The following is a 20,767-nucleotide window of genomic DNA, read 5'->3' as shown; positions in this document are numbered from 1 at the left end:
ACTTGCCACACTATGCCAAAACGCACTATAGGTCGCACTGACAAAGCAGATTTTCCAGTTCTAGGATTTTACGATATTGATATTAAAATCGATACGGGTGCCTACACCTCTTCCATACATTGTCACAGTATTGTTGAAAAGGAAAACAAACTAGTGTGCACATTTTTTGACGAAGAACATCCACTCTATAATGGTCAAGAAATGATTTTTGAGGAGTATGATATTGCCATCGTGCGAAGTAGTAATGGAGAAACTCAATATAGATATCAAGTCCAGAGTAGTATTACTATCTTTAGTAAGACTTATAAGATATCATTAACGCTCTCGTCAAGAGAAGATATGAGGTTTCCTGTTCTGATAGGAAGGAAATTTCTAACAAAAAAATTCATCGTGGATACTGAGTTTACAAACGTATCCTACAATCTTAAAAACAATGAATCTAAAGATATTATCTCGTAATCCGCATTTATACAGTACATCTAGACTTGTAGAAGTAGGATTAAAGAGAGGGCATAGCGTTGAGGTAATTGATCCTCTTAAATGTGACCTTATCATAGAAAAGAAAAAGCCTACGGTCTTTTACAAAGGACGCACACTTGAGACAGCAGATGCAATTATACCTCGTATAGGTGCTTCTATTACGTTTTATGGTACTGCAGTGGTGAGGCAATTTGAGATGATGGATGCTTTTACCACAACAACCTCTCAGGCACTTGTGAGAAGTCGAGATAAACTGCGTAGTTTACAAGTATTATCTAGATCAAAACTAGGGTTACCTAAGACCATTTTTACAAACTACTCCCGAGATGTGGAGGAGATGATTGCACATGTAGGTGGAGCACCTCTTATTATAAAACTACTTGAGGGAACTCAAGGTTTAGGCGTAGTGCTTGCCGAAACCAAAAATGCAGCCGAGTCTGTAATCGAGGCCTTTAATGGACTCGAAGCCCGAGTGATTGTGCAAGAATATATCAAGGAAGCAAAAGGAGCAGACATTAGAGCATTTGTAGTAGATGGTCAGATTGTAGGGGCTATGAAGCGCCAGGGTAAAGAAGGAGAGTTCCGTTCTAATTTGCATAGAGGAGGAACCGCAGAAATTATAAGCTTAACAGACGAAGAGGAAAATGCGGCTATAAAAGCAGCAAAAGCAATGGGTCTAGGAGTAGCTGGTGTAGATATGCTGCAAAGTGATCGCGGCCCACTCATTCTAGAAGTAAATTCATCTCCAGGTTTAGAAGGGATTGAAAAAGCTACAGGGAAGGATATTGCCAAAACAATTATTCGCTATATTGAACGTAATATATAAGAGATTGTGCCAAAAATAGACGAAAACAACATCCTCACAATACTAGGTAAACAGGTAATACCTGGTGAGAGCGCTACTATAAATTTCAATATTGCAAAACTTTATACGGCCACCTCTGTAGAGGTTCCCATCATCATAGAGCGAGCAAAAAAACCTGGTCCAGTAATTTTAATCACTTCGGGAATTCATGGTGATGAAATTAATGGAGTTGAAATTGTACGCCAGCTCATCGCAAAAAAGATAAATAAGCCTAAGCGAGGAACCATCATCTGTGTGCCGGTGGTAAATATCTTTGGATTTTTAGATATGAAACGCACGTTTCCAGATGGAAGAGATCTCAACCGCGTATTCCCAGGAAATCCAAGAGGATCACTTGCTAGCAGGTTTGCCTATCAATTTGTAAAGAAAATATTACCTGTAGCAGATATATGTTTGGATTTTCACACCGGTGGAGCATCTAGATTTAATGTTGCACAAGTACGCATAGAACCCTCAGATGAGACATCTTTAAAGTATGGGTCTATCTTTAACGCACCATTTACTTTGCACTCTAAAATGATACCAAAATCATATAGAGCCACTTGTGCAAGAATGGGAAAACCAGTGATTCTTTTTGAGGGCGGGAAGTCTAAAGTAAGTGACAAGGAAATTGCACGATTAGGTGTTTTTGGAACTATGAGAATATTAGACCATCTAAAAATGCTTGGTGCTAATTTTGAGGTTCCAGAAGTTTTAAAAGAATCTGTAACGGTAGATGCTATTACGTGGCTTAGAGCGCAATATTCTGGATTATTACATACTAAAGTGAGTTGTGGTGAGCGGCTATCTGTAGGCCAGCATATAGCCACAATCACAGATCCGTACGGTAAATTTCGTCATGTTGTAAAGGCAAAAAACGAAGGATACGTGATTAATGTAAACGAGGCATCGCTAGTCTATCAAGGAGACGCAATTTTTAATATATCTATAGACCGCACACCTAACGATGACCAAGCAGGAGCTTAGAAAAAAGTATAAAGACTTAAGAGCAGCACTCACACAAGGTGAGCGTGACGAGAGAAGTTTAGAAATCGCAAATCAAGCGCTCTCTATGGATATATGGAATCATGATTACTATCATATTTTCCTTCCAATAGACCGCTTACGCGAAATAGATACTCAGTATCTACTCTCCATTCTAGGAGGAAAAGACAAGAATGTTATCATCTCAAAGTCAAATTTTGAGGAAAATACGCTATCTCATTATTTGCTCACAGATAGCACTAAAATAGTGGTTAATGATTACGGAATACCAGAACCTGAAGACGGAATAGAAATACCTGCGTCTAAACTTGATGTTGTATTTATCCCACTTCTCGCTTATGATAAGCAGGGTAATCGTATAGGGTACGGTAAAGGTTTTTATGACCGTTTTCTTGCTCAATGCAAGCCAGATGTTATAAAAATTGGTCTTAGCTATTTTGAGCCAGAAGAGCACTTAATCGATATAAACACACAAGACATCGGCATAAATCGCTGTATTTCACCGAAAAAGATATATAGTTTTTAAAAAATTATGAATATTATGGTATATTCATAGCTATATAACTTATAGTGATGAATTTATCTAGATTGTCTTTAAAGGGAAAAAAGAATGCTACCGTAGAAAAAAATGCTGCGAGTACTTCTGATTATTTTTCGATGGATAATTTCTACTATAAACAGATTTCTGAACTTACGGGAGCAGGAGGATGGAGTGTCGATTTTAAGAATAAAAAGAGCTTCTTTGATGAGCAAGCAAGAAATATTCTTAACGTACCTAAAGATTATAAGCCCACATTAAATACTGGTTTTAATTTTTATGCAGAGGAGCATATGGACAAAGCCACAGCACTCTTTTTTGATTGTGCTCAAGGAAAATCATTTTCTACTCATGTAAAGATGAGAACCTATGATGGAGAAATATTCTGGGCAAAAGCAAGTGGACGTCCTCTTAGAGATAATGATAAGGAAATTATTGGTATACGAGGAGTTTTTCAAAATATTCATGAGGAGAAGCTTCGTGAAGAACAGTTAGAACAGTCTTTTAGATTAATACAGGGACATAACTCGCGGCTGTACGATTTTGCTCATATCATTTCTCATAATTTAAGATCTCAAGTTGGAAACTTACAAATGTCTGCAGCGCTATTTGATAGCTCAAATCTAAGTGCAGACCAAAACGAATTACTTCAAAATTTCACAAAGATTGGAAAGAGTCTAGATGTTACATTAAGACATCTCAATAAGATAGTAAGCGTACACAGCGTTGCAAGTAAAACAAGAGATAAGGTTGTAATTCAAGATGTATATAATCGCGTGGTCGCTGGACTATTGCAAACAATTAGAGAAAATAAGGTCGTGATGTACACAGATTTCTCAGAAGTAGAAGAGATTCCATACATCGAAGCATATCTAGAAAGTATTTTACAAAACTTAATTACAAACGCAATACGTTATAAGCACCCAGATCGTGATCCAGAAATCTCTTTATATACCTATGAGGAGAATGGTAAAGTACACCTTCTAGTAAAAGATAATGGATTAGGGATTGATCTAAAGAAGCATGGAGAAGAGCTTTTTAAAATCTATAAAACTTTTCACGGTAATGATGATGCCTTGGGTCTAGGCTTGTTTCTCACTCGTAATGAAGTAGAGGCAATGGGCGGCGAAATTAACGTGGAAAGTAAAGTAGGTAAGGGATCAAAATTTATAGTGACATTAGATTAAACTAGCACACACCATTAACAATGGCAGAATATCCGATAGAAATAGCATGTATAATTGACGACGATGAGATGTATGTAAGTTTAATCACAAAGGTGATAGACATACGTAAACTTGCAAAAGATCTTATCGTTTTTAAAAATGGTGAAGAAGCTCTTGATTACTTCGTCAAAACATTTTTACATAAAGAGGAACAAGCTATCCCGCAGATTATACTATTGGACCTCAATATGCCAGTTATGGATGGATGGAAATTTCTAGAAGAGCTCAGTAAGTACAATTTTCCAGCGCTTAAAAATAGCACGCTATACATTGTAAGCTCGTCTATAAATCCTATTGATATAAAGCGATCTCAAGAATTTAATCTAGTAAAAGACTTCTTAGTAAAACCTATTGGTCTTGACGACCTAGCAGCGGTCTTTAAAAAGGAAATGGCTTAAGCTGCTGCCTTATTATCTTTCTCGTCCTGAGGAAATACTCTTTTATTAAATACAAGCAGTATTCCTACTCCAGTGCTTATTGCCATATCTGCTATATTGAAGATAGCATTAAAGAAGGTAAATGTTTTACCACCTAAAAATGGAACCCATTCTGGCCACATTGCATCTTGAATAAACGGGAAATACAGCATGTCTACCACTTTTCCGAAGAGAGGGTCTGCATACCCACCACCTTCTGGCATAAAAGTCGCAATCTGACTCGTAGTACTCTCGCTAAAAATAGATCCATAGATAAGGGAATCTATAATATTACCTACTGCTCCAGCAAAGACGAGTGATAATGCAATCACGAGAAGCTTCGGTGCGTGATTTACTGCAGATTTATATAGATAATACCCAATTACAGGCGCTATGATAAGTCTAAAAAGTGATAAGGTTATCTTACCATATTTACCAGGTAACTCTACTCCCCAAGCGGCTCCTTGATTTTCAACAAAAAAGATTTGAAACCAGTCCATACCAAAAACTTGTATACTCTCACGTAAGTAAAAGTTAGTTTTTATATAAACCTTCAACACCTGATCTACTAATAAAATCAGGAAAACAATAAGGGCGACTTTCTTAAGAGACATAATTATTTTTTGACAAGGGACAAAAATAGGTTATTCACAACGATTTTACTATAGTGATATCACCATGTATACTTTGTAGTTTGAGAGTTGGTCCCAGAGTAATTTCTGGCGATATAACGATAGTACCGTTACGAGATTGTGCAGTAACATGTGCTTTATCAATATCAAGTTCAATACTTCCAGAGATGGTGTTTATAGTTGCGCTTTCGCGAAAGCGAAGTCCTTCTCCTTTAAAGTGTCCTCTTTCCAAATCCATGTGCACTTGCCCGAAGGCTCCATAGATATCTACGCCTGCAAGTGTGCTGTACACAGACACGTCCAGTCCCATAGGAACCGTTATTTCAAGCTCAATAGCCATCACTTTATGTGCTGAGAGCTTATCATTAAAAGGCTCGTAATCTGGAGTTTTTCCCGTAGTAATTTTAAGTACATTGTTTGCGATAGCAGTGTTTAAAAGGGTAGATGCAAATATTTCCCCATCTATAATGGTATGCACTGTGATTTGGTCAGTATCCCTTGCGTTAATAGTTATCTCAAAAATCTCATTGCTATTAATATATAATTCTTTTATACTCGCCGCATCATAGGTTTGCGACAAGCGCTTTTGCGCGATTAGGGATGTTGTGGTAAAGAATAGTATTATGTAAAAGAGTTTTTTCAATTTTAAAATATTAGTTTAATATTTAAAAGCCCAAGGAAGATATAAATCTATTTCAAGATTTTCCTCAAGTGTAAGATCTTGATAATCCTTTTTGAATCTCCTTAGAGACTCGGCATTTTTTACTTTTTGATAAGCTAATTTTATAATAGGAAGTATAACTTTAGTGAACGTATGAATACTATCACTCGAAGATATTTCAAATAGAAGAGAAGTTTTTGAGTTTAAAATTAACTGAATAGTCTCAGTTTCTAATTGGTTAATAGAGAGAGCTTCTCCATTAATTATAATGACACCATTTTCGTTAAGATGAACTGAAACTTTTATATCTTTTTGATCTTGTGAAGATGGGGTGTAATTTTTATGGAGAGTATAAAGATTCAAGTAGTGACTCTTTGCTGGTGTTTTATTGGACATACAGCCAATCAAAAAGAAAGAGAATAAAACAATAATTATTTTGAAGAAATATTTAGTCATTCAATTTACATTGAAAAGCGCTCAGAGAGCGCTTTTTTAACATCCTTTTGATAATGGAGTACTTTGTAATTTCAATCCAAGAAAAGGCTTAAGCCTGCATATTCTTAGCCTCAATGCTCAATGTAGCGTGAGGAACTAACTTTAAACGTTCTGGATTGATAAGTTTTCCAGTTACACGGCATATACCGTACGTTTTGTTATTAATACGAGTAATCGCATTTTTAAGATCGCGTATAAATTTTTCTTGACGTATAGCAAGTGCACTGTTTGCCTCTTTACTCATCGTGGCGCTACCTTCCTCAAAAGATTTAAATTGTGGAGAGGTATCATCTGTACCGTTATCTCCATCGTTGAGGTAGGCACTTTTAATAAGCTCGAGATCGTGTTGTGCTTTCTCAATCTTCTTTTCTATTAATTCTCTAAACTCAGCGAGCTGTGCATCGCTAAATCTTTCTTGTATATCGTCTGCCATTACTATTGTTTTGAAATGGTTAAAAATGTTGTTATATCATCAAAAGCAATCTCCAGTCCATCACTTAATGTAGGAACTAATTCAAGAGAATCTGCTAGTGTTTCTGCTTTAATATAGTCTGCGTTAGTCAGTACTGTCTGAGCAATTGACGGCTCTTCTTGTAGCTGTATATGGATACGATCTGTCACTTCAAATCCAGAGTCCTTACGTAGGTTCTGTATACGGTTAACCAATTCTCGTGCCACACCTTCTTTTTTGAGCTCTTCACTTATCGTAACATCTAGAGCTACTGTTACTCCAGCATTACTTGCAACTAGCCACCCTTCAATGTCTTGCGATGTTATCTCAACGTCACCAGCCTGCAAAATAGTATTTTCTCCATTAATTTCGACGGTTAATTCACCATCTTGCTCAATTTTTGCAATATCCTCAGCTTGTAGTGAGTTTATCTTGCTAGCAATGAGCTTCATATCTTTCCCAAAACGAGGTCCTAATACCTTAAAATTAGGTTTGATTTGCTTCACTAATATCCCAGAATCATCAGAAATGAGCTCAATTTCTTTCACATTTACCTCAGATTTAATCAAATCTGCCACGGCAAGGATCTCATTCTTATCATTTTCATTAAGCACAGGGATCATAATGCGCTGTAAAGGTTGGCGTACTTTGATCTTCTCTTTTGCTCTTAATGAGAGTGTTAGTGAGCTTACTATTTGTGCTTTTTGCATTTTATGCTCAAGAGCAGCATCTATATAAGTTGCATCACTCACGGGGAATTCTGCAAGGTGTATGCTTTCAAAATCTTCTTTTCCAGTAGCAGCATTAAGGTCTTTATAGAGTTTTTCCATAAAGAATGGTGCAACAGGAGCGCTAAGCTTTGCTACAGTCTCAAGACAGGTATATAATGTTTGGTATGCAGAGATTTTATCTGTTGCATATTCACCTTTCCAGAAACGTCTTCTACTTAATCGTACAAACCAGTTAGACAGGTTTTCTTGTACAAAAGTGTCTATCGCCCTTGTTGCTTTGGTAGGCTCATATTCGGCATAAAACTTATCTACTTCTGCAATAAGACTATGAAGTTCTGATAGTATCCATCTGTCTATTTCTGGACGTTGAGAAAGTTCTATTTCCGCTTCCGCGAAAGCGAAATTATCAAGATTTGCATACAGCGCAAAGAAGTTATACGTGTTGTAAAGCGTCCCGAAGAACTTACGTTTTACCTCTTCTATTCCTTCCAAATCAAACTTGAGGTTATCCCAAGGGTTTGCGTTAGAAATCATATACCAGCGCGTTGCATCTGGTCCGTATTTTTCTAAGGTCTCAAAAGGATCTGTTGCATTACCAAGACGCTTAGACATCTTCTGCCCATTCTTGTCAAGTACAAGTCCGTTAGAAACGACATTTTTATAGGCTACATCGTCAAAGATCATCGTTGCAATAGCGTGCAATGTATAAAACCATCCACGAGTTTGGTCTACACCTTCGGCTATAAAATCTGCTTTACGCCAAGTGTCTTCTACGAGTTCTTTATTTTCAAAAGGATAGTGCCATTGTGCATACGGCATAGATCCAGAGTCAAACCATACATCTATAAGGTCTGCTTCACGTGTCATAGGCTGCCCACTATCTGAGACTAGCGTAATTTTATCTACAATGTTTTTATGGAGATCTACAAGCTCGTAATTTTCCTCACTCATATCGCCCACTTTAAACCCTTCAAATGGATCTGTGTCCATCACACCTTTGTCAAGTGCCTTTTGGATTTCGGCTTTAAGTTCGGCTATAGAGCCTATGAGTATTTCTTCTTTTCCATCTTCGGTACGCCATATAGGAAGCGGTATTCCCCAGAAACGGCTACGTGATAAGTTCCAGTCGTTTGCATTTGCAAGCCAGTTTCCAAAACGTCCTTCACCTGTAGACTTAGGTTTCCAGTTTACGCCAAGGTTAAGCTCGTGCATACGATCTTTAAAATCGGTCACTTTTATAAACCAAGAATCGAGCGGGTAGTAAAGTACCGGCTTATCTGTACGCCAGCAATGTGGGTAACTGTGCACGTACTTCTCTACCTTAAAAGCTTTATTTTCTTCTTTTAAGCGTATCGCAAGTTCCACGTCCATAGAACGTTCTGGAGCCTCACCATCTGCATAATATTCATTCTTGATGTACTTGTTTCCAAACTCTTTGAGCTCAGGGCGAAATTTACCCTGAAGATCCACAAGCGGCACAAGGTTACCATCTTCATTTTTAATAAGAAGCGGCGGAATTTCTGGTGAAGCTAGTTTTGCAACCAAAGCATCATCTGCACCAAAAGTAGGTGCTGTGTGTACGATACCTGTTCCATCCTCTGTCGTTACAAAGTCTCCAGCTATTACACGGAAGGCATCTTGAGGATTATCATTAGGTTGTACAAAGTCAAATAGTTGCTCGTAGCGAAGTTCAAGAAGGTCTGCTCCTTTAAATTCTCTAGCTACGTAGTATGGTATTTTTTTATCTCCAGCAGTATATGCGTCCAGCTCTTCTTTCGCGGAAGCGGAAACAAATTTCTTATCAAACTGCTTAGAGATTAAATTCTTAGCAAGGATAACTTTTACTGGCTCAAATGTGTACTGGTTAAATGTCTCAACGAGAACATAATCTATCTTTTTCCCTACGGTAAGTGCCGTGTTTGAAGGTAGTGTCCAAGGAGTCGTCGTCCAGGCGATAAAGTAAGTATTCCCGTCTGCAAGTTCTTTTGCAAGTGGGTTTTCACCTTGATCTGTGATTTTAAATTGTGCCACCACCGTAGTATCTGTCACATCGCGGTAACAGCCAGGCTGGTTAAGTTCGTGAGAGCTTAATCCCGTTCCCGCCTTAGGAGAATACGGCTGGATGGTGTACCCTTTGTATAGTAAATCTTTGTTATAGATTTGCTTAAGTAGCCACCATACGGTTTCCATATACTTAGCCTTGTAGGTGATGTATGGATCTTCCATATCTACCCAGTAGCCCATTTTTTCTGTAAGGTCGTTCCAGATATCTGTGTAGCGCATCACGGCTTTTTTACAAGCTTCATTATACTCTTCTACAGTGATTTTTGTGCCGATATCTTCTTTGGTAATACCAAGTTCTTTTTCAACACCAAGTTCTACAGGAAGTCCGTGTGTGTCCCATCCCGCTTTACGCTTTACCTGAAAGCCTTTCATCGTTTTGTAACGAGGAAAAATATCTTTAATCGCACGCGCTAGTACGTGGTGTACACCCGGTAGTCCGTTTGCCGAAGGTGGTCCTTCAAAAAACACATACGGTTTTGCTCCTTCTCGAGAAGTAACCGACTTCTCAAAAACGTCATTTTCTTTCCAGTAGGCAAGTACCTCGCTAGCGATGTTAGGAAGGTCTAATCCTTTATATTCAGTGAACTTAGCGCTCATTTTGTAGTCTTTAAATGTTGTGCGCGAATTTACGAGATTTTTAGGCAATAAAGAAGTGCCTCAAGATGATAACATCTTGAGGCACTTCTTTGAAATTTATTAATGACTAAAGTTTGTAAGCAAGCCCCAGTTGAAACACTGAAGCCTTCACAGAATTTTGATTGGTAAGGCCTCTAAAGTAGCCCAATTCAATCATCATATTCTCTGAAGCTTTATAGCCTATTCTTGCGCTTGCATCAACTCCAATTTTATCATCATCTTGAAATCTAGAAACTACTAGTTCATCACCATTCTTCACTTCCGTTTCGAAATTTAGTGTGTAGGTAATTTGCGGACCAAGAAATAAGCTAAAGTCACTACCAATCTTATATTGTAATAGTATAGGCAGCAGAAGCTTACTCTGTTTTACATTTACATCTTCTTCATTCGCAAAAAATGTAGGGTCGTTTTGATCAAATACTAGAACCTGACTATAATCTATGTCTAGTTTAGCTCCTTGACTACTATAAAGTAATTCTGGTTGTAGCGAGAACTTATCACTGAGGCTAATGTTTATAAAACCACCTGCATAAAAGCCAACCTTGGCATTAAAATCTAAAAAATCATTGTTTGAATCTTCAAATTCATAAACGAGATTAGCGTAATTGAGTCCACCTTTTATACCATAACTTATATCATTTTGAGCATAAGAAACTGCAGCTATAAAAAGGCAAATTGTTAATGAGAAAATTATTTTTTTCATTCTTTTAAATTAAATTTCAAATATAAACTTACACGTGTTTTCCTACTTCAAAACCGTGCTTTCCGAGGTATTGATTTCCAGAATCTATGGCATCTTCCTCCAGTGTAGTTCCCATAGAGTCATTCCAGCGATTAAGGTATCCAAAGAGCGATATCACTCCCAGCATTTCTACAATCTCACCTTCATCCCAGTATTTGTATAATTTCTCCTTGATTTTTGCGTCTACGGCATTTGGTACTTGACTTGCTGCTAGTGAGAAATCAAGCGCAGCACGCTCTGCATCAGAAAAGGCATCGTGTGTGCGATACTCCCAGATGTTATCTAGTTGCTCTTGTTCTGCTCCATAACGCTCTGCAGCACGTATAGCGTGCGCCTGGCAGTAACGACATCCAGTAGCATTACTAGACACCCACGCAATCATACGTTTTAAGGCAGAAGTCACTCGGCCTTGGTTTGCCATCACGGCTTTGTTAAGATTTATAAATGCCCGCGAGATATCAGGACGACGCTGCATGGTAAGTACCGAGTTAGGACAAAAGCCTAGTGTTTCATTAAAAAATAGGGCAAGTTCTTTGGTTGTTTCGTCGTGTTCGGCAGAGAGTGGTGTTACTAATGGCATACTATTTTTTAAGAAGGTTAGTGTTGATTTTATGCTTTCGCGAAAGCAATATAGGCATTTTATCTACCAATTTTGTACCTTCATATTTCAAGCAAAACATACTTAAAATGGCTGGACATACAGTAACTACAATTTATAAACAAGGAATGCAATTTGAGACAGATAGCCCTACGGGTTATAAAGTACTCATAGATACTTCTCCAGAAAATGGAGGTAATAATGACGGGATGGGTCCTAAGGCGATGATGCTTTCTGGTCTTGCGGGATGTACTGGTCTAGATGTGGTGTTTGTACTCAACAAGATGAGGGTAGATGTACCTAAATTTAAAATGGTCGTAAAAGGAGAACTTACAGAGGAGCACCCTAAAACATATCACACCGTATGGCTAGATTATCACTTTTATGGTGATGACTTAAATGAAGAAAAAATACAAAAAGCAGTAACACTCTCTGAAGAGCAATATTGTGGGGTTATGGAAATGTTTAGAAAATTTGCCGATTTGAAAGTAGGCGTACACTATCACGCGCTTTCTGCATTAAATGAAGAGAGCGAAAACTAGAATAATGAAAAAACTATTGAGCTTTCTTTGCATGCTTCCTATAATAGCAACTGCTCAGGATTCAAAAACTTTTACTAGAGATAAAGAATTTTACATACGCGGCAACACTGCCGTGGTGGGTAATAATATATTAAGCAAAGACTCAGAAAAACCATTTAATGATCTCGAGAAAATAAACGATGAGTTTAAAATGCGCTATGTAGACATCGATGATGATCAAAGCACATGGAGTTCAAGCAGCGCTCACTTAGCGTTGAGAGAAGGAGCAAAGGTTGTGTATGCTGGATTGTACTGGTCTGGAACCTATCATGGTGAGCGTAGTGGAAAACGTTTAAAAGACGGTCAGGTTTATCATAAAAAACTAGATGACCGTGCTCATGACATAAGAACCGTAAAGTTAAAACTACCTAGTGGAACTTATGAAAATATACAAGGCTCACTCATTTATGATGGCGAGGATGCAACACATAATTCTATAAGCTCTCGAGCGCCTTATGCATGTATGGCAGACGTTACAGCCTTAATGCAGGGCAGTATTAATGGCCAAGTGACTGTAGCAAATGTAAGTGCGTCTCAAGGTGAAATTATAGGAGGAAGTTCTGCTGGGTGGTTATTATATGTGGTGTACGAAGATGAGACACAGCCATTACAATATGTGACTACCTTTCACGGATTTGAATTTGTAAATAAAAAAGCTGTCGAAGTAGATTTTGGCAATTTTCAATCTTCAGAAAAGGGAGAGTTAGAAACAGCGATTACCATTGGAGCTTTAGAGGGTGACGTGACTTTAGGTCGTGATGAGATTGGTATTTTTGATCCTAAAACGAAGGTTTTTGTTACGCTAGATAATAGCGTGAGAGCATCAAGTAATTTCTTTAATAGTACCATTACAATAAATGACAAAAGAGCCACAAATAGAGTTCCAAATAGTTTAAACACACTAGGCTTTGACCTTGCTAAAATTAAAATACCAACTGCTCAGAATACAATTATAGCAAATAGTACGGGAGGAGTAAAAATGAGATTTAAAACAAGATCAGACCGTTTTTTCTTATTTTTTACTGCATTCCAAACGACGATAAGTGAGCGTTATTATAAAGAGAAAAATAACACCAGCGTTGCTTCTACTGAGCAAGTGGTAACTGAGCAATTACCTAATAAGATGATGACAAACCAGCAGGTAGCTATCGCGGTACCTCCAGATCCAGACGAGCCTAAGCCAGTATATGTGGCACCAGAAGTGGTAAACAAAGAACTTGCCTCGCTACTTGAAAAACCATCGCTTAAGGTTGAAAATATAGGAGCGGGATACTACGTAGTGACTAACGTATTTTCAAACGCTACAAATGCCGAAAACTGGATGGCTATTCTTGCTACAAAAGGTCTCGAGCCACAAATGTTTTTCCGCCCAGATAATAATTACTTTTATGTGTTTGTAGATGCTGGAATGAATGCAGCCGCACTCTATAAAAAACTAGAAGAAGTAAGAACAATGCCCGATTTAAAAGAATCATGGATGCTCAAAATTAATCTTGATTAATGCGTTGGACTTTAAAACCAAAACCAGAAGCACAAAAAGTTACAAACCTCGCCAAAGAACTTGGAGTAGAGGAGCCTATTTCTCGTTTACTCATACAGCGTGACATAGACACGTTTGAAAAAGCAAAACAATTTTTCCGTCCGTCTCTAGATGACTTATATGATCCATTCTTAATGAAAGATATGGATGTTGCGGTAGCACGTATTGAGCAAGCAATAGCTCAAGGCGAAAATATTCTTGTCTTTGGTGATTATGATGTAGACGGGACCACAAGTGTTGCCTTAATGAGTTCTTATCTCGACACTATCCACCCACAAGTGGCGACCTACATTCCAGACCGCTATGCAGAGGGTTATGGTGTTTCTTATATGGGAATAGACTTTGCTGCAGATAATGATATGACACTTATCATCGCATTAGATTGTGGTGTAAAAGCGATTGAAAAGGTGGCTTATGCAAAAGAAAAAGGAATCGACTTTATTATTTGTGATCACCACAGACCAGGTGATCAGCTACCAGATGCGGTTGCAATTTTAGATCCAAAAAGAGAAGATTGCTCATACCCTTATGATGAGTTATGCGGCTGTGGTGTAGGATTTAAATTAATAAGTGCAATTGCGCTTTCGCGAAAGCAAAACTTTGAAGAGCTTCTTCCTTACTTAGATCTTGTTGCTACGGCAATAGGTGCAGATATCGTACCTATCACAGGAGAAAATAGAATCCTTGCTTACCACGGGCTTAATGTAATAAATCATGCGCCTCGAGCAGGTTTTGAAGCCATTATAAAACAAGTCAAAAAGCAAACGCTTACTATTACAGATGTGGTTTTTATCATAGGACCGCGTATAAACGCTGCGGGAAGAATGGTACACGGTAACCATGCTGTAACCTTATTGCGGGAGACAAACCTTGATGCAGCCATCAAATTTGCATCAGAAATAGAGCAATATAACTCCGACCGAAAGGAAGCAGATAAGAGTATCACTCAGCAAGCCCTAGATCAAATTATAGAGAGCAAAGAAGAGGGAAATAAAACCACCGTTGTTTTTCAAGAAGACTGGCATAAAGGAGTGATAGGCATTGTGGCTTCAAGATTAATAGAAACATATTACCGTCCTACCTTAGTGTTTACGAGAAGCGGAGATAAATATGCAGCCTCTGCAAGATCTGTAAAAGGTTTTGACGTGTATAACGCCTTGCATGAATGTGCTGAGCATATAGAGCAATTTGGTGGGCATAAATATGCCGCAGGACTTACATTGGCTCCAGAGCAGTATGAAGCATTTAAAGAAAAATTTGAACAGGTAGTTGCTGCTAGTTGTGATGAGCGATTGCTAGTTCCAGAAATTGCTATTGATTCAGAGATAGACCTTGCAGATATTACGCCTAAATTTCACCGTATTTTAAAACAGTTTGCTCCTTTTGGACCTCAGAATATGTCACCTACATTTATGACTCAAAACCTAATAGACACAGGTTATGGTAAAAAAGTAGGAGCAGATCAAACACACTTAAAGGCCACTGTAATACAAAACAATCGAGGGCAACGTATAGGATGTATAGGTTTTAATCTAGGAGATAAATACGAGCTCATTGAAGATAAAAAAATCTTTAAAGCGGCATATTCCCTTGATGAAAATGAATGGAACGGGAATGTGAGTTTGCAGTTAAGACTTAAGGATATACAATAAATTTGGGTATTTTAGTCTAGAAGCAGGATTCTCTTAAAAGGTTAAATATTGAAAACTTTCTCAGATACTTTACTTCTCAAGAAACTCCTTTAATTCGAAGCCATGCTCATCATATACTCCATAGGTATAATGATGTATCCAGTCACCTAGATTATAATATGTGGAGCGCTCGCCCACTTGGATAGTCATAGGTAAATGACGATGTCCAAAAATAAAAAAGTCAAAATGCTCCGTTTCTAGCTTACGCTTGGCATAGGTAGCCAGCCACTCTTGATTTTCGCCTAGAAACACGTAATCATCATCACCAGAAATGAGTTTATTTTTTACAGACATGTATTGAGCAATTTTCATCCCAATGTCTGGATGTCCCCAGCGAAAAAGCCATTGAAAAAACTTCCCTCTAAACACTTTTTTCATGCGTTTGTAACCCATGTCTCCAGGACCCAAGCCATCTCCGTGACCTAAAAAGAACTTTTTATCATTTATAGTGAAAATTTTTGGATCATGATACACAGGGATGCCTAGCTCATCTTGAAAATAGCCATTCATCCAGAGGTCGTGGTTACCCACAAAAAAGTAAATCTCAATACCTTCGTCACGCATCTCGGCTAGTTTGCCTAGTGTGCGAACAAATCCTTTAGGTACTACAGTCTTGTACTCAAACCAAAAATCAAAGAGGTCTCCCATTAAGAAAATAGCCTGTGCATCCTTGCGTGCCATCTCTAGCCATCGCAAGAATTTACGTTCACGAGGACGACTTTCTTCCATAGTAGGAGCGCCCAAGTGATTGTCACTTGAGAAATAGATTTTCTTTCCTTTTGGGAGTGTTATCTTCATTTAATCTTGATCTGCAGCGTGCCATTCGGCATAGCTGGTTGCCGTTTCAGACAGGCGTAATGAGTGTAATTTTATACTATCTGGTAAAAATGATTGAATTTTTGCAGCAAAGTCTATCACCATCATCTCACTTGTAGGTTGATAGTCTACTAAAAGCACATCATGACCACGGTCAGAAAGCTCTTTTGCAAGCTCTACGTGAGGCGTGTTTTTATTAAAAACGGTAGCGTGATCAAAGACATTTACAATCTCACGATTTACAATTTTCTTTAAATCGCCAAAATCGATAACCATCCCCAGTTTTGCGTTACCTGTATCAGAAATAGGCTGTCCTATCACCGTCACACTTAGTTTGTAACTATGACCGTGCACATTCTTACACTTCCCATCATAGCCGTAAAGTGCATGACCAGTTTCAAATGTAAATTGTTTTGTAATTCTAATTTTTGACATACTATATTATTGGTTTTCGCTTTCGCGAAAATATGAATACCGTAATTAACGTCTTCTTTTAAATTTGTTGTACAAAACTACGATAATCAATACAAGTCCCAAGATGAGGAACAAACCGTTACCGCTTAAAAAGCTCATGAAGTCCATACTATTTCAATTTTAGATTATTAATAACCAACCACTTTACGCACACGATCAAGCACTCCATTTGCTACCTTGGTTGCTTTTTCTGCTCCTACTTTTAGTGCAGCATCTATCTCGTTGAGGTTGTCCATATAATAATGATATTTCTCACGCTGTGTCGCATATCTCTCTAAAATCACCTCATAAACAGCCTGCTTTGCGTGACCATAGCCAAAGTCTGTGCGTTTATAATTTTCGCGTAAGCGGTCTATTTGTTCTGGTGATGCTAGTAATTTATAAAGGTTGAACACATTACAGCCCTCTGTTTCCATAGGTTCTTCCATAGGAGTGCTGTCTGTTTTAATTCCCATAATTTGCTTGCGTAGCTTCTTATCTGTCAAGAAGATATCAATAATATTTCCTTTAGACTTAGACATCTTTGCACCGTCTGTACCTGGAATATACATGGTTTCTTCATTATGACTAGCTTCTGGTAGTACAAAAACTTCCTTGCCAGTAGCTGCATGAAAACGGCTAGCAACATCACGAGTCATTTCTATATGCTGCGCTTGATCTTTCCCCACGGGTACAATCTCTGCATCATACAGTAATATATCTGCGGCCATAAGCATAGGGTAGGTAAATAAACCTGCGTTTACATCTTCTAGACGGTCTGCTTTATCCTTAAAACTGTGAGCAAGTGTAAGTCGCTGGTACGGGAAGAAACAGCTCAAATACCAAGTAAGCTCTGCCGTTTGTGGTACGTCACTCTGTCTGTAAAAAACCGTTTTATTAATATCAAGACCAAAGGCAAGCCACGTTGCTGCTGTACTGTAGGTGTTGTGACGTAGTTGTGCACCGTCTTTTATCTGAGTAAGCGAGTGCATATCTGCAATGAAGAGAAACGCCTCGTTTGCAGGATTATTTGCCATCTCGATGGCAGGGATAATCGCTCCTAATAAATTTCCTAAGTGGGGTGTACCTGTACTTTGTACACCAGTAAGTATTCTTGACATAAAATTAAGTAAAAAGCAAAGTTAACTTTTTCTACGCATTGGCTAGGGCGAATTACCTATTTTTGGCACCATGCATTTTTTAAGAAACATAGCGGTTGCTGTTTGGAAAGTATGGTTTTACTTTTTAATGCTTGTGGTGATACTTATTTTATCGCCACTTCTCATTATAAGTATCCTCAAAGAAACGTGGTACGGAATGTTTTTCCGTCTAGCGCAAATATGGGCTCGTACTATTATGTTACTCATGGGCTTGTTTCCAAAGGTGACTCGTGAAGAGAAATTTGAGCGAGGCAAAGGGTATATGCTGGTGAGTAACCACACCTCTATGATGGATATTCTGTTAATGCTTCATCTTGCAAAAAGTCCTTTTGTATTTGTAGGTAAAGCAGAGCTGGCAAAGCTGCCATTGTTTGGGTTCTTTTATAAGCGCACTTGTATCTTAGTAGATAGAGGTAATGCACGCAGTCGTAAGCAAGTATTTGATCAAGCGCAGCGACGCCTTAGTCAGGGTTTTAGTATCTGTATTTTTCCAGAAGGTGGCGTTCCTAACGATTTGTCACTAGTGCTAGATATTTTTAAAGATGGAGCTTTTAGACTCGCAATAGACCATCATCTTCCTATAGTGCCTATTACCTTTTATGATAATAAGAAGCGATTTCCTTACTCATTTTTCAAAGGAGTTCCAGGAGTGATGAGAGCAAAGGTGCATCATTTTATTTCTACGATAGAGATGACGCAAGATGATAAGAGAGCTTTGAGAGAGCAAACACGCGAGGTTATCTTACATGAATTAACTAAGTAGGATGAGATCGCTTTCGCGAAAGCGTTATAAAACAAATAAAAAACAAAAGGCTCCGTAACCAGCGGAGCCTTTCTTGTTATCATTGCAAGAGCAACGATTACCTAACCAACTAAAAAACTAACCTAATACCAAGTAAACTACACTTGGTATAGCTTCTTTACTAGAACTTATAGCTTACGCCAGTATATACACCTATGTAATATGGCTGAAAATCTACCACCTTATTATCAAAACTATTGAGTTGATATTTAAGTGAAGGTTCTATATTAAATATGACTTTTTTTGTGAATTTATAGTCTAAACCTACACCTAGGTTTGTTGTAAAACTTACTTCATTTACACCATTTGCTGTTCCTAAACTTGTAGTGAGTTGTGATGACTTTAAGACAACGTCATTCTCATTGAGAAATAAAGTGCTTACTCCACCTATAAGAGATAGTCCTACACGTTTATCTGAGATCACATAAATAGCTTCTAGCGGCACTTCTACGTAGCTAAGTTGCTGTTGTAAGGAGCCATTTGAAGATACACCTATTCTCGATATCGCATTATCTGCAGTAAAACTATGTTGAGTAGCGGGATTGTCTAGAATTGCTAACACTTTTGCGTTATCAGTAAAAGAAATGCCTCGCACACTACGACCTAATCCATTTGTCGAAAATGATATTTCATTAGTATTGTAACTTAAGTCTACGTTGCTCACCCCAGTACGTATCTTAAATTTTGGACTTATAGCATAGCTCACTTGAACTCCATAACTTAAATTCACATCACCAGATTTATCATTATCTGCAAACTGTTTGTCTAATCCAGAACCACCAAAATCTCCATAATAAACAGGTGCGGCTACGGCTCCAACGTCCCAGCGCTTCATTTTAGTATTATTATCTACTTGAGCAAGTTTGTCTTCTTGTAGGGTTTCTATTTTCTGAGCTTCGTCTATGAGGTTTTTATTAGGGTTGTTTTCCTCTTCTAATATGGTTACTTGAGCAACTGAATTATTATCTTCTTGAGGAGACACATTATTTTCAACCTCAGCTTTATTAACATTAAGCTGGCTGTTTGTGTTTCCTGTGTTTAGTTGAGGTGAATTTGCTTGATAAGCAATTACCCCAGCGTTTTGCTCAGATGTTGCGAGTTTTGCTTTATTTGGACTGTTTTGAGATCCATTTCTAGAGTTATTGTCGTCTCTTCTAGATGCTGGGTTAGCGCTTTTTGGATTTCTTGAGGTCGTGTTGTTTTTTATACTTGAAGTAATTTGAGATTCATCAGCAGTTACAAACTTATTGCCTTCTTCATTATTTTTTGATACTTGAGGAGTAATTGATGTTGTAGCTGTGTTCTCTTCTAAGACTGCATTTTCATCATTTCTGATTGGAGTATCTACAATCTGTATATTATTTTGACTAGAAGAGTTGATAAATAAACTACCTAAACCAAAAAGTAAAAGAAGTGCTGCAGCTATACCGCCCAACTTCCACCATAATGGGATGACCTTTTTATCTTCTTTTTCTTTTTGTGCTGCAAGAATATTATTCCACACACGGTCACTAGGATGCGATTCAAAATCTTTGAATTTCTCTTGGAATAATCTATCTATGTTCTTCTTCTCCTTCATTATTGTATGTGAGATTTGCTTCTGGGGTTAAACTGGCTCATCTCTATTTTTTCTTTCAATATTCCCCGGGCGCGTGCAAGGTTTGATTTTGAAGTACCCTGAGAAATGGTAAGCAATGTTGATATTTCTTTGTGTGAGTGCCCATCCATTACATAAAGGTTAAAAACCATTCTGTATCTATCTGGAAGCTCTTGTATAATCTTAAGTAGGAAATCGAGAGGAATACTTTCTTCTTCTATCTCAACTTCTACTTCCTTTATATTTTCTTCGTTAACTAGATTAAAGACACCAGACTTACGGTAGCGCTGTAGCGCAGTATTTATAACAACTCTTTTGAGCCACCCTTCAAACGAACCTTTGTTTTTGTACTGACTTACTTTGTCAAAAATGGTCATAAAGGCATCTTGCAGAATATCTTCTGCTTCTGCATAATTAGGAGCATACTTTAAGCATACAGAAAACAAGACGCTCGAGTAGCGGTTGTATAATTCTGCTTGAGCTTTAGGGAGCTTCTTCTTACAGTTCTTTATAAGTTGGTCTTGACTCAACCGGTTGTTTGGTTTTAATGTTCTCATAACAAGATAAGAACAGATATCTATTAAAAGTGCTCATGAGCTACATTGTGA

General features: G+C 37.9%; 22 protein-coding genes. 10 read left to right on the top strand and 12 right to left on the bottom strand.

The genetic code is table 11. From position 1 onward, the window contains the following. The first annotated feature begins 12 nt into the window (after positions 1–12). From KRODI_RS05470 to KRODI_RS05445, 6 genes are read left to right on the top strand one after another with little or no spacing between them, the layout of a single operon-like run. The gene (locus tag KRODI_RS05470) at positions 13–459 is read left to right on the top strand and encodes an ATP-dependent zinc protease (protein ID WP_013750586.1); all 447 of its coding nucleotides are present in this window, start codon (positions 13–15) and stop codon (positions 457–459) included. Then, positions 434–1,306 (top strand): 30S ribosomal protein S6--L-glutamate ligase, encoded by an 873-nt coding sequence (gene rimK / locus KRODI_RS05465; RefSeq protein WP_013750585.1) that lies wholly within the window; start codon positions 434–436, stop codon positions 1,304–1,306. The genes KRODI_RS05470 and rimK overlap by 26 nt, the downstream gene beginning before the upstream one ends. A 6-nt stretch (positions 1,307–1,312) precedes the next feature. Beyond that, positions 1,313–2,311, top strand: coding sequence for a succinylglutamate desuccinylase/aspartoacylase family protein (locus KRODI_RS05460; RefSeq protein WP_013750584.1), 999 nt, complete (start codon positions 1,313–1,315; stop codon positions 2,309–2,311). Next, positions 2,292–2,855 (top strand): 5-formyltetrahydrofolate cyclo-ligase, encoded by a 564-nt coding sequence (locus KRODI_RS05455; RefSeq protein WP_013750583.1) that lies wholly within the window; start codon positions 2,292–2,294, stop codon positions 2,853–2,855. Before KRODI_RS05460 ends, KRODI_RS05455 begins: the two co-directional genes overlap by 20 nt. A gap of 47 nt (positions 2,856–2,902) precedes the next feature. Beyond that, complete coding sequence (locus KRODI_RS05450; protein WP_013750582.1) at positions 2,903–4,054, top strand: PAS domain-containing sensor histidine kinase; 1,152 nt, start codon at positions 2,903–2,905, stop codon at positions 4,052–4,054. A gap of 20 nt (positions 4,055–4,074) precedes the next feature. Continuing rightward, a complete protein-coding gene (locus KRODI_RS05445) occupies positions 4,075–4,491 on the top strand; it encodes a response regulator (RefSeq protein ID WP_013750581.1) in 417 nt (138 codons plus the stop codon). Here the strand turns inward: KRODI_RS05445 and KRODI_RS05440 are convergent. From KRODI_RS05440 to KRODI_RS05410, 7 genes are all read right to left on the bottom strand, one after another. Beyond that, positions 4,488–5,123, bottom strand: coding sequence for a lipoprotein signal peptidase (locus KRODI_RS05440; protein ID WP_013750580.1), 636 nt, complete (start codon positions 5,121–5,123; stop codon positions 4,488–4,490). The genes KRODI_RS05445 and KRODI_RS05440 overlap by 4 nt on opposite strands. A gap of 34 nt (positions 5,124–5,157) precedes the next feature. Continuing rightward, a complete protein-coding gene (locus tag KRODI_RS05435) occupies positions 5,158–5,784 on the bottom strand; it encodes a hypothetical protein (protein WP_013750579.1) in 627 nt (208 codons plus the stop codon). A gap of 15 nt (positions 5,785–5,799) precedes the next feature. Beyond that, positions 5,800–6,258 carry a hypothetical protein gene (locus KRODI_RS05430; protein WP_041295626.1) on the bottom strand — a complete coding sequence of 153 codons (459 nt, stop codon included), beginning with the start codon at positions 6,256–6,258 and terminating at the stop codon, positions 5,800–5,802. A gap of 88 nt (positions 6,259–6,346) precedes the next feature. Beyond that, on the bottom strand, positions 6,347–6,730 hold the full coding sequence (locus KRODI_RS05425; protein ID WP_013750577.1) for a TraR/DksA family transcriptional regulator: 384 nt from the start codon (positions 6,728–6,730) through the stop codon (positions 6,347–6,349). A gap of 2 nt (positions 6,731–6,732) precedes the next feature. Further along, positions 6,733–10,140 (bottom strand): isoleucine--tRNA ligase, encoded by a 3,408-nt coding sequence (gene ileS / locus KRODI_RS05420; RefSeq protein WP_013750576.1) that lies wholly within the window; start codon positions 10,138–10,140, stop codon positions 6,733–6,735. A 106-nt stretch (positions 10,141–10,246) separates the two neighbouring features. Then, complete coding sequence (locus KRODI_RS05415) at positions 10,247–10,882, bottom strand: porin family protein (RefSeq protein WP_013750575.1); 636 nt, start codon at positions 10,880–10,882, stop codon at positions 10,247–10,249. A 28-nt stretch (positions 10,883–10,910) separates the two neighbouring features. Continuing rightward, positions 10,911–11,501 (bottom strand): carboxymuconolactone decarboxylase family protein, encoded by a 591-nt coding sequence (locus KRODI_RS05410; RefSeq protein WP_013750574.1) that lies wholly within the window; start codon positions 11,499–11,501, stop codon positions 10,911–10,913. 107 nt (positions 11,502–11,608) lie between these two features. Between KRODI_RS05410 and KRODI_RS05405 the strand changes: the two genes are divergently transcribed. From KRODI_RS05405 to recJ, 3 genes are read left to right on the top strand one after another with little or no spacing between them, the layout of a single operon-like run. Beyond that, positions 11,609–12,061, top strand: coding sequence for an OsmC family protein (locus KRODI_RS05405; protein WP_013750573.1), 453 nt, complete (start codon positions 11,609–11,611; stop codon positions 12,059–12,061). A gap of 4 nt (positions 12,062–12,065) precedes the next feature. Beyond that, positions 12,066–13,601 (top strand): SPOR domain-containing protein, encoded by a 1,536-nt coding sequence (locus tag KRODI_RS05400; protein WP_013750572.1) that lies wholly within the window; start codon positions 12,066–12,068, stop codon positions 13,599–13,601. Beyond that, a complete protein-coding gene (recJ, locus tag KRODI_RS05395; protein ID WP_013750571.1) occupies positions 13,601–15,292 on the top strand; it encodes a single-stranded-DNA-specific exonuclease RecJ in 1,692 nt (563 codons plus the stop codon). The genes KRODI_RS05400 and recJ overlap by 1 nt, the downstream gene beginning before the upstream one ends. A gap of 69 nt (positions 15,293–15,361) precedes the next feature. On the opposite strand, the gene KRODI_RS05390 is transcribed toward recJ, so the two are convergent. The 3 genes from KRODI_RS05390 to trpS form a co-directional block, all read right to left on the bottom strand. Then, a complete protein-coding gene (locus tag KRODI_RS05390) occupies positions 15,362–16,123 on the bottom strand; it encodes a UDP-2,3-diacylglucosamine diphosphatase (protein ID WP_041295816.1) in 762 nt (253 codons plus the stop codon). 6 nt (positions 16,124–16,129) lie between these two features. Beyond that, positions 16,130–16,582, bottom strand: a complete 453-nt coding sequence (locus tag KRODI_RS05385) for a 6-pyruvoyl trahydropterin synthase family protein (protein ID WP_013750569.1) — start codon at positions 16,580–16,582, stop codon at positions 16,130–16,132. 167 nt (positions 16,583–16,749) lie between these two features. Then, a complete protein-coding gene (gene trpS, locus KRODI_RS05380) occupies positions 16,750–17,721 on the bottom strand; it encodes a tryptophan--tRNA ligase (protein WP_013750568.1) in 972 nt (323 codons plus the stop codon). A 70-nt stretch (positions 17,722–17,791) separates the two neighbouring features. Here trpS and KRODI_RS05375 point away from each other — a divergent pair, with 70 nt between their 5' ends. Next, positions 17,792–18,523, top strand: a complete 732-nt coding sequence (locus KRODI_RS05375; protein WP_013750567.1) for a lysophospholipid acyltransferase family protein — start codon at positions 17,792–17,794, stop codon at positions 18,521–18,523. Between the two features lie 160 nt (positions 18,524–18,683). Here KRODI_RS05375 and KRODI_RS05370 read toward each other — a convergent pair whose 3' ends face one another. Both KRODI_RS05370 and KRODI_RS05365 read right to left on the bottom strand, forming a co-directional pair. Continuing rightward, the gene (locus KRODI_RS05370) at positions 18,684–20,141 is read right to left on the bottom strand and encodes an outer membrane beta-barrel protein (RefSeq protein WP_013750566.1); all 1,458 of its coding nucleotides are present in this window, start codon (positions 20,139–20,141) and stop codon (positions 18,684–18,686) included. Further along, complete coding sequence (locus KRODI_RS05365) at positions 20,141–20,716, bottom strand: RNA polymerase sigma factor (RefSeq protein ID WP_013750565.1); 576 nt, start codon at positions 20,714–20,716, stop codon at positions 20,141–20,143. The genes KRODI_RS05370 and KRODI_RS05365 overlap by 1 nt, the downstream gene beginning before the upstream one ends. Positions 20,717–20,767 lie beyond the last annotated feature (51 nt).

It is taken from the genome of Dokdonia sp. 4H-3-7-5, assembly GCF_000212355.1.
Taxonomy (GTDB): domain Bacteria; phylum Bacteroidota; class Bacteroidia; order Flavobacteriales; family Flavobacteriaceae; genus Dokdonia.
Note: the sequence above shows the minus strand (reverse complement) of the source record. Positions and strands in the feature narration are given on the sequence as shown.

What these genes read in the sequence shown, in the direction of transcription:
- KRODI_RS05445 (WP_013750581.1), top strand. Translation starts at nt 4,075, where the DNA reads ATGGCAGAATATCCGATAGAAATAGCATGTATAATTGACGACGATGAG.
- KRODI_RS05470 (WP_013750586.1), top strand. Translation starts at nt 13, where the DNA reads ATGCCAAAACGCACTATAGGTCGCACTGACAAAGCAGATTTTCCAGTT.
- KRODI_RS05410 (WP_013750574.1), bottom strand. Translation starts at nt 11,501, where the DNA reads ATGCCATTAGTAACACCACTCTCTGCCGAACACGACGAAACAACCAAA.
- KRODI_RS05430 (WP_041295626.1), bottom strand. Translation starts at nt 6,258, where the DNA reads ATGACTAAATATTTCTTCAAAATAATTATTGTTTTATTCTCTTTCTTT.
- KRODI_RS05365 (WP_013750565.1), bottom strand. Translation starts at nt 20,716, where the DNA reads ATGAGAACATTAAAACCAAACAACCGGTTGAGTCAAGACCAACTTATA.
- KRODI_RS05405 (WP_013750573.1), top strand. Translation starts at nt 11,609, where the DNA reads ATGGCTGGACATACAGTAACTACAATTTATAAACAAGGAATGCAATTT.
- KRODI_RS05415 (WP_013750575.1), bottom strand. Translation starts at nt 10,882, where the DNA reads ATGAAAAAAATAATTTTCTCATTAACAATTTGCCTTTTTATAGCTGCA.
- ileS (WP_013750576.1), bottom strand. Translation starts at nt 10,140, where the DNA reads ATGAGCGCTAAGTTCACTGAATATAAAGGATTAGACCTTCCTAACATC.
- recJ (WP_013750571.1), top strand. Translation starts at nt 13,601, where the DNA reads ATGCGTTGGACTTTAAAACCAAAACCAGAAGCACAAAAAGTTACAAAC.
- rimK (WP_013750585.1), top strand. Translation starts at nt 434, where the DNA reads ATGAATCTAAAGATATTATCTCGTAATCCGCATTTATACAGTACATCT.
- KRODI_RS05370 (WP_013750566.1), bottom strand. Translation starts at nt 20,141, where the DNA reads ATGAAGGAGAAGAAGAACATAGATAGATTATTCCAAGAGAAATTCAAA.
- KRODI_RS05375 (WP_013750567.1), top strand. Translation starts at nt 17,792, where the DNA reads ATGCATTTTTTAAGAAACATAGCGGTTGCTGTTTGGAAAGTATGGTTT.
- KRODI_RS05385 (WP_013750569.1), bottom strand. Translation starts at nt 16,582, where the DNA reads ATGTCAAAAATTAGAATTACAAAACAATTTACATTTGAAACTGGTCAT.
- KRODI_RS05450 (WP_013750582.1), top strand. Translation starts at nt 2,903, where the DNA reads ATGAATTTATCTAGATTGTCTTTAAAGGGAAAAAAGAATGCTACCGTA.
- KRODI_RS05400 (WP_013750572.1), top strand. Translation starts at nt 12,066, where the DNA reads ATGAAAAAACTATTGAGCTTTCTTTGCATGCTTCCTATAATAGCAACT.
- KRODI_RS05425 (WP_013750577.1), bottom strand. Translation starts at nt 6,730, where the DNA reads ATGGCAGACGATATACAAGAAAGATTTAGCGATGCACAGCTCGCTGAG.
- KRODI_RS05455 (WP_013750583.1), top strand. Translation starts at nt 2,292, where the DNA reads ATGACCAAGCAGGAGCTTAGAAAAAAGTATAAAGACTTAAGAGCAGCA.
- KRODI_RS05440 (WP_013750580.1), bottom strand. Translation starts at nt 5,123, where the DNA reads ATGTCTCTTAAGAAAGTCGCCCTTATTGTTTTCCTGATTTTATTAGTA.
- trpS (WP_013750568.1), bottom strand. Translation starts at nt 17,721, where the DNA reads ATGTCAAGAATACTTACTGGTGTACAAAGTACAGGTACACCCCACTTA.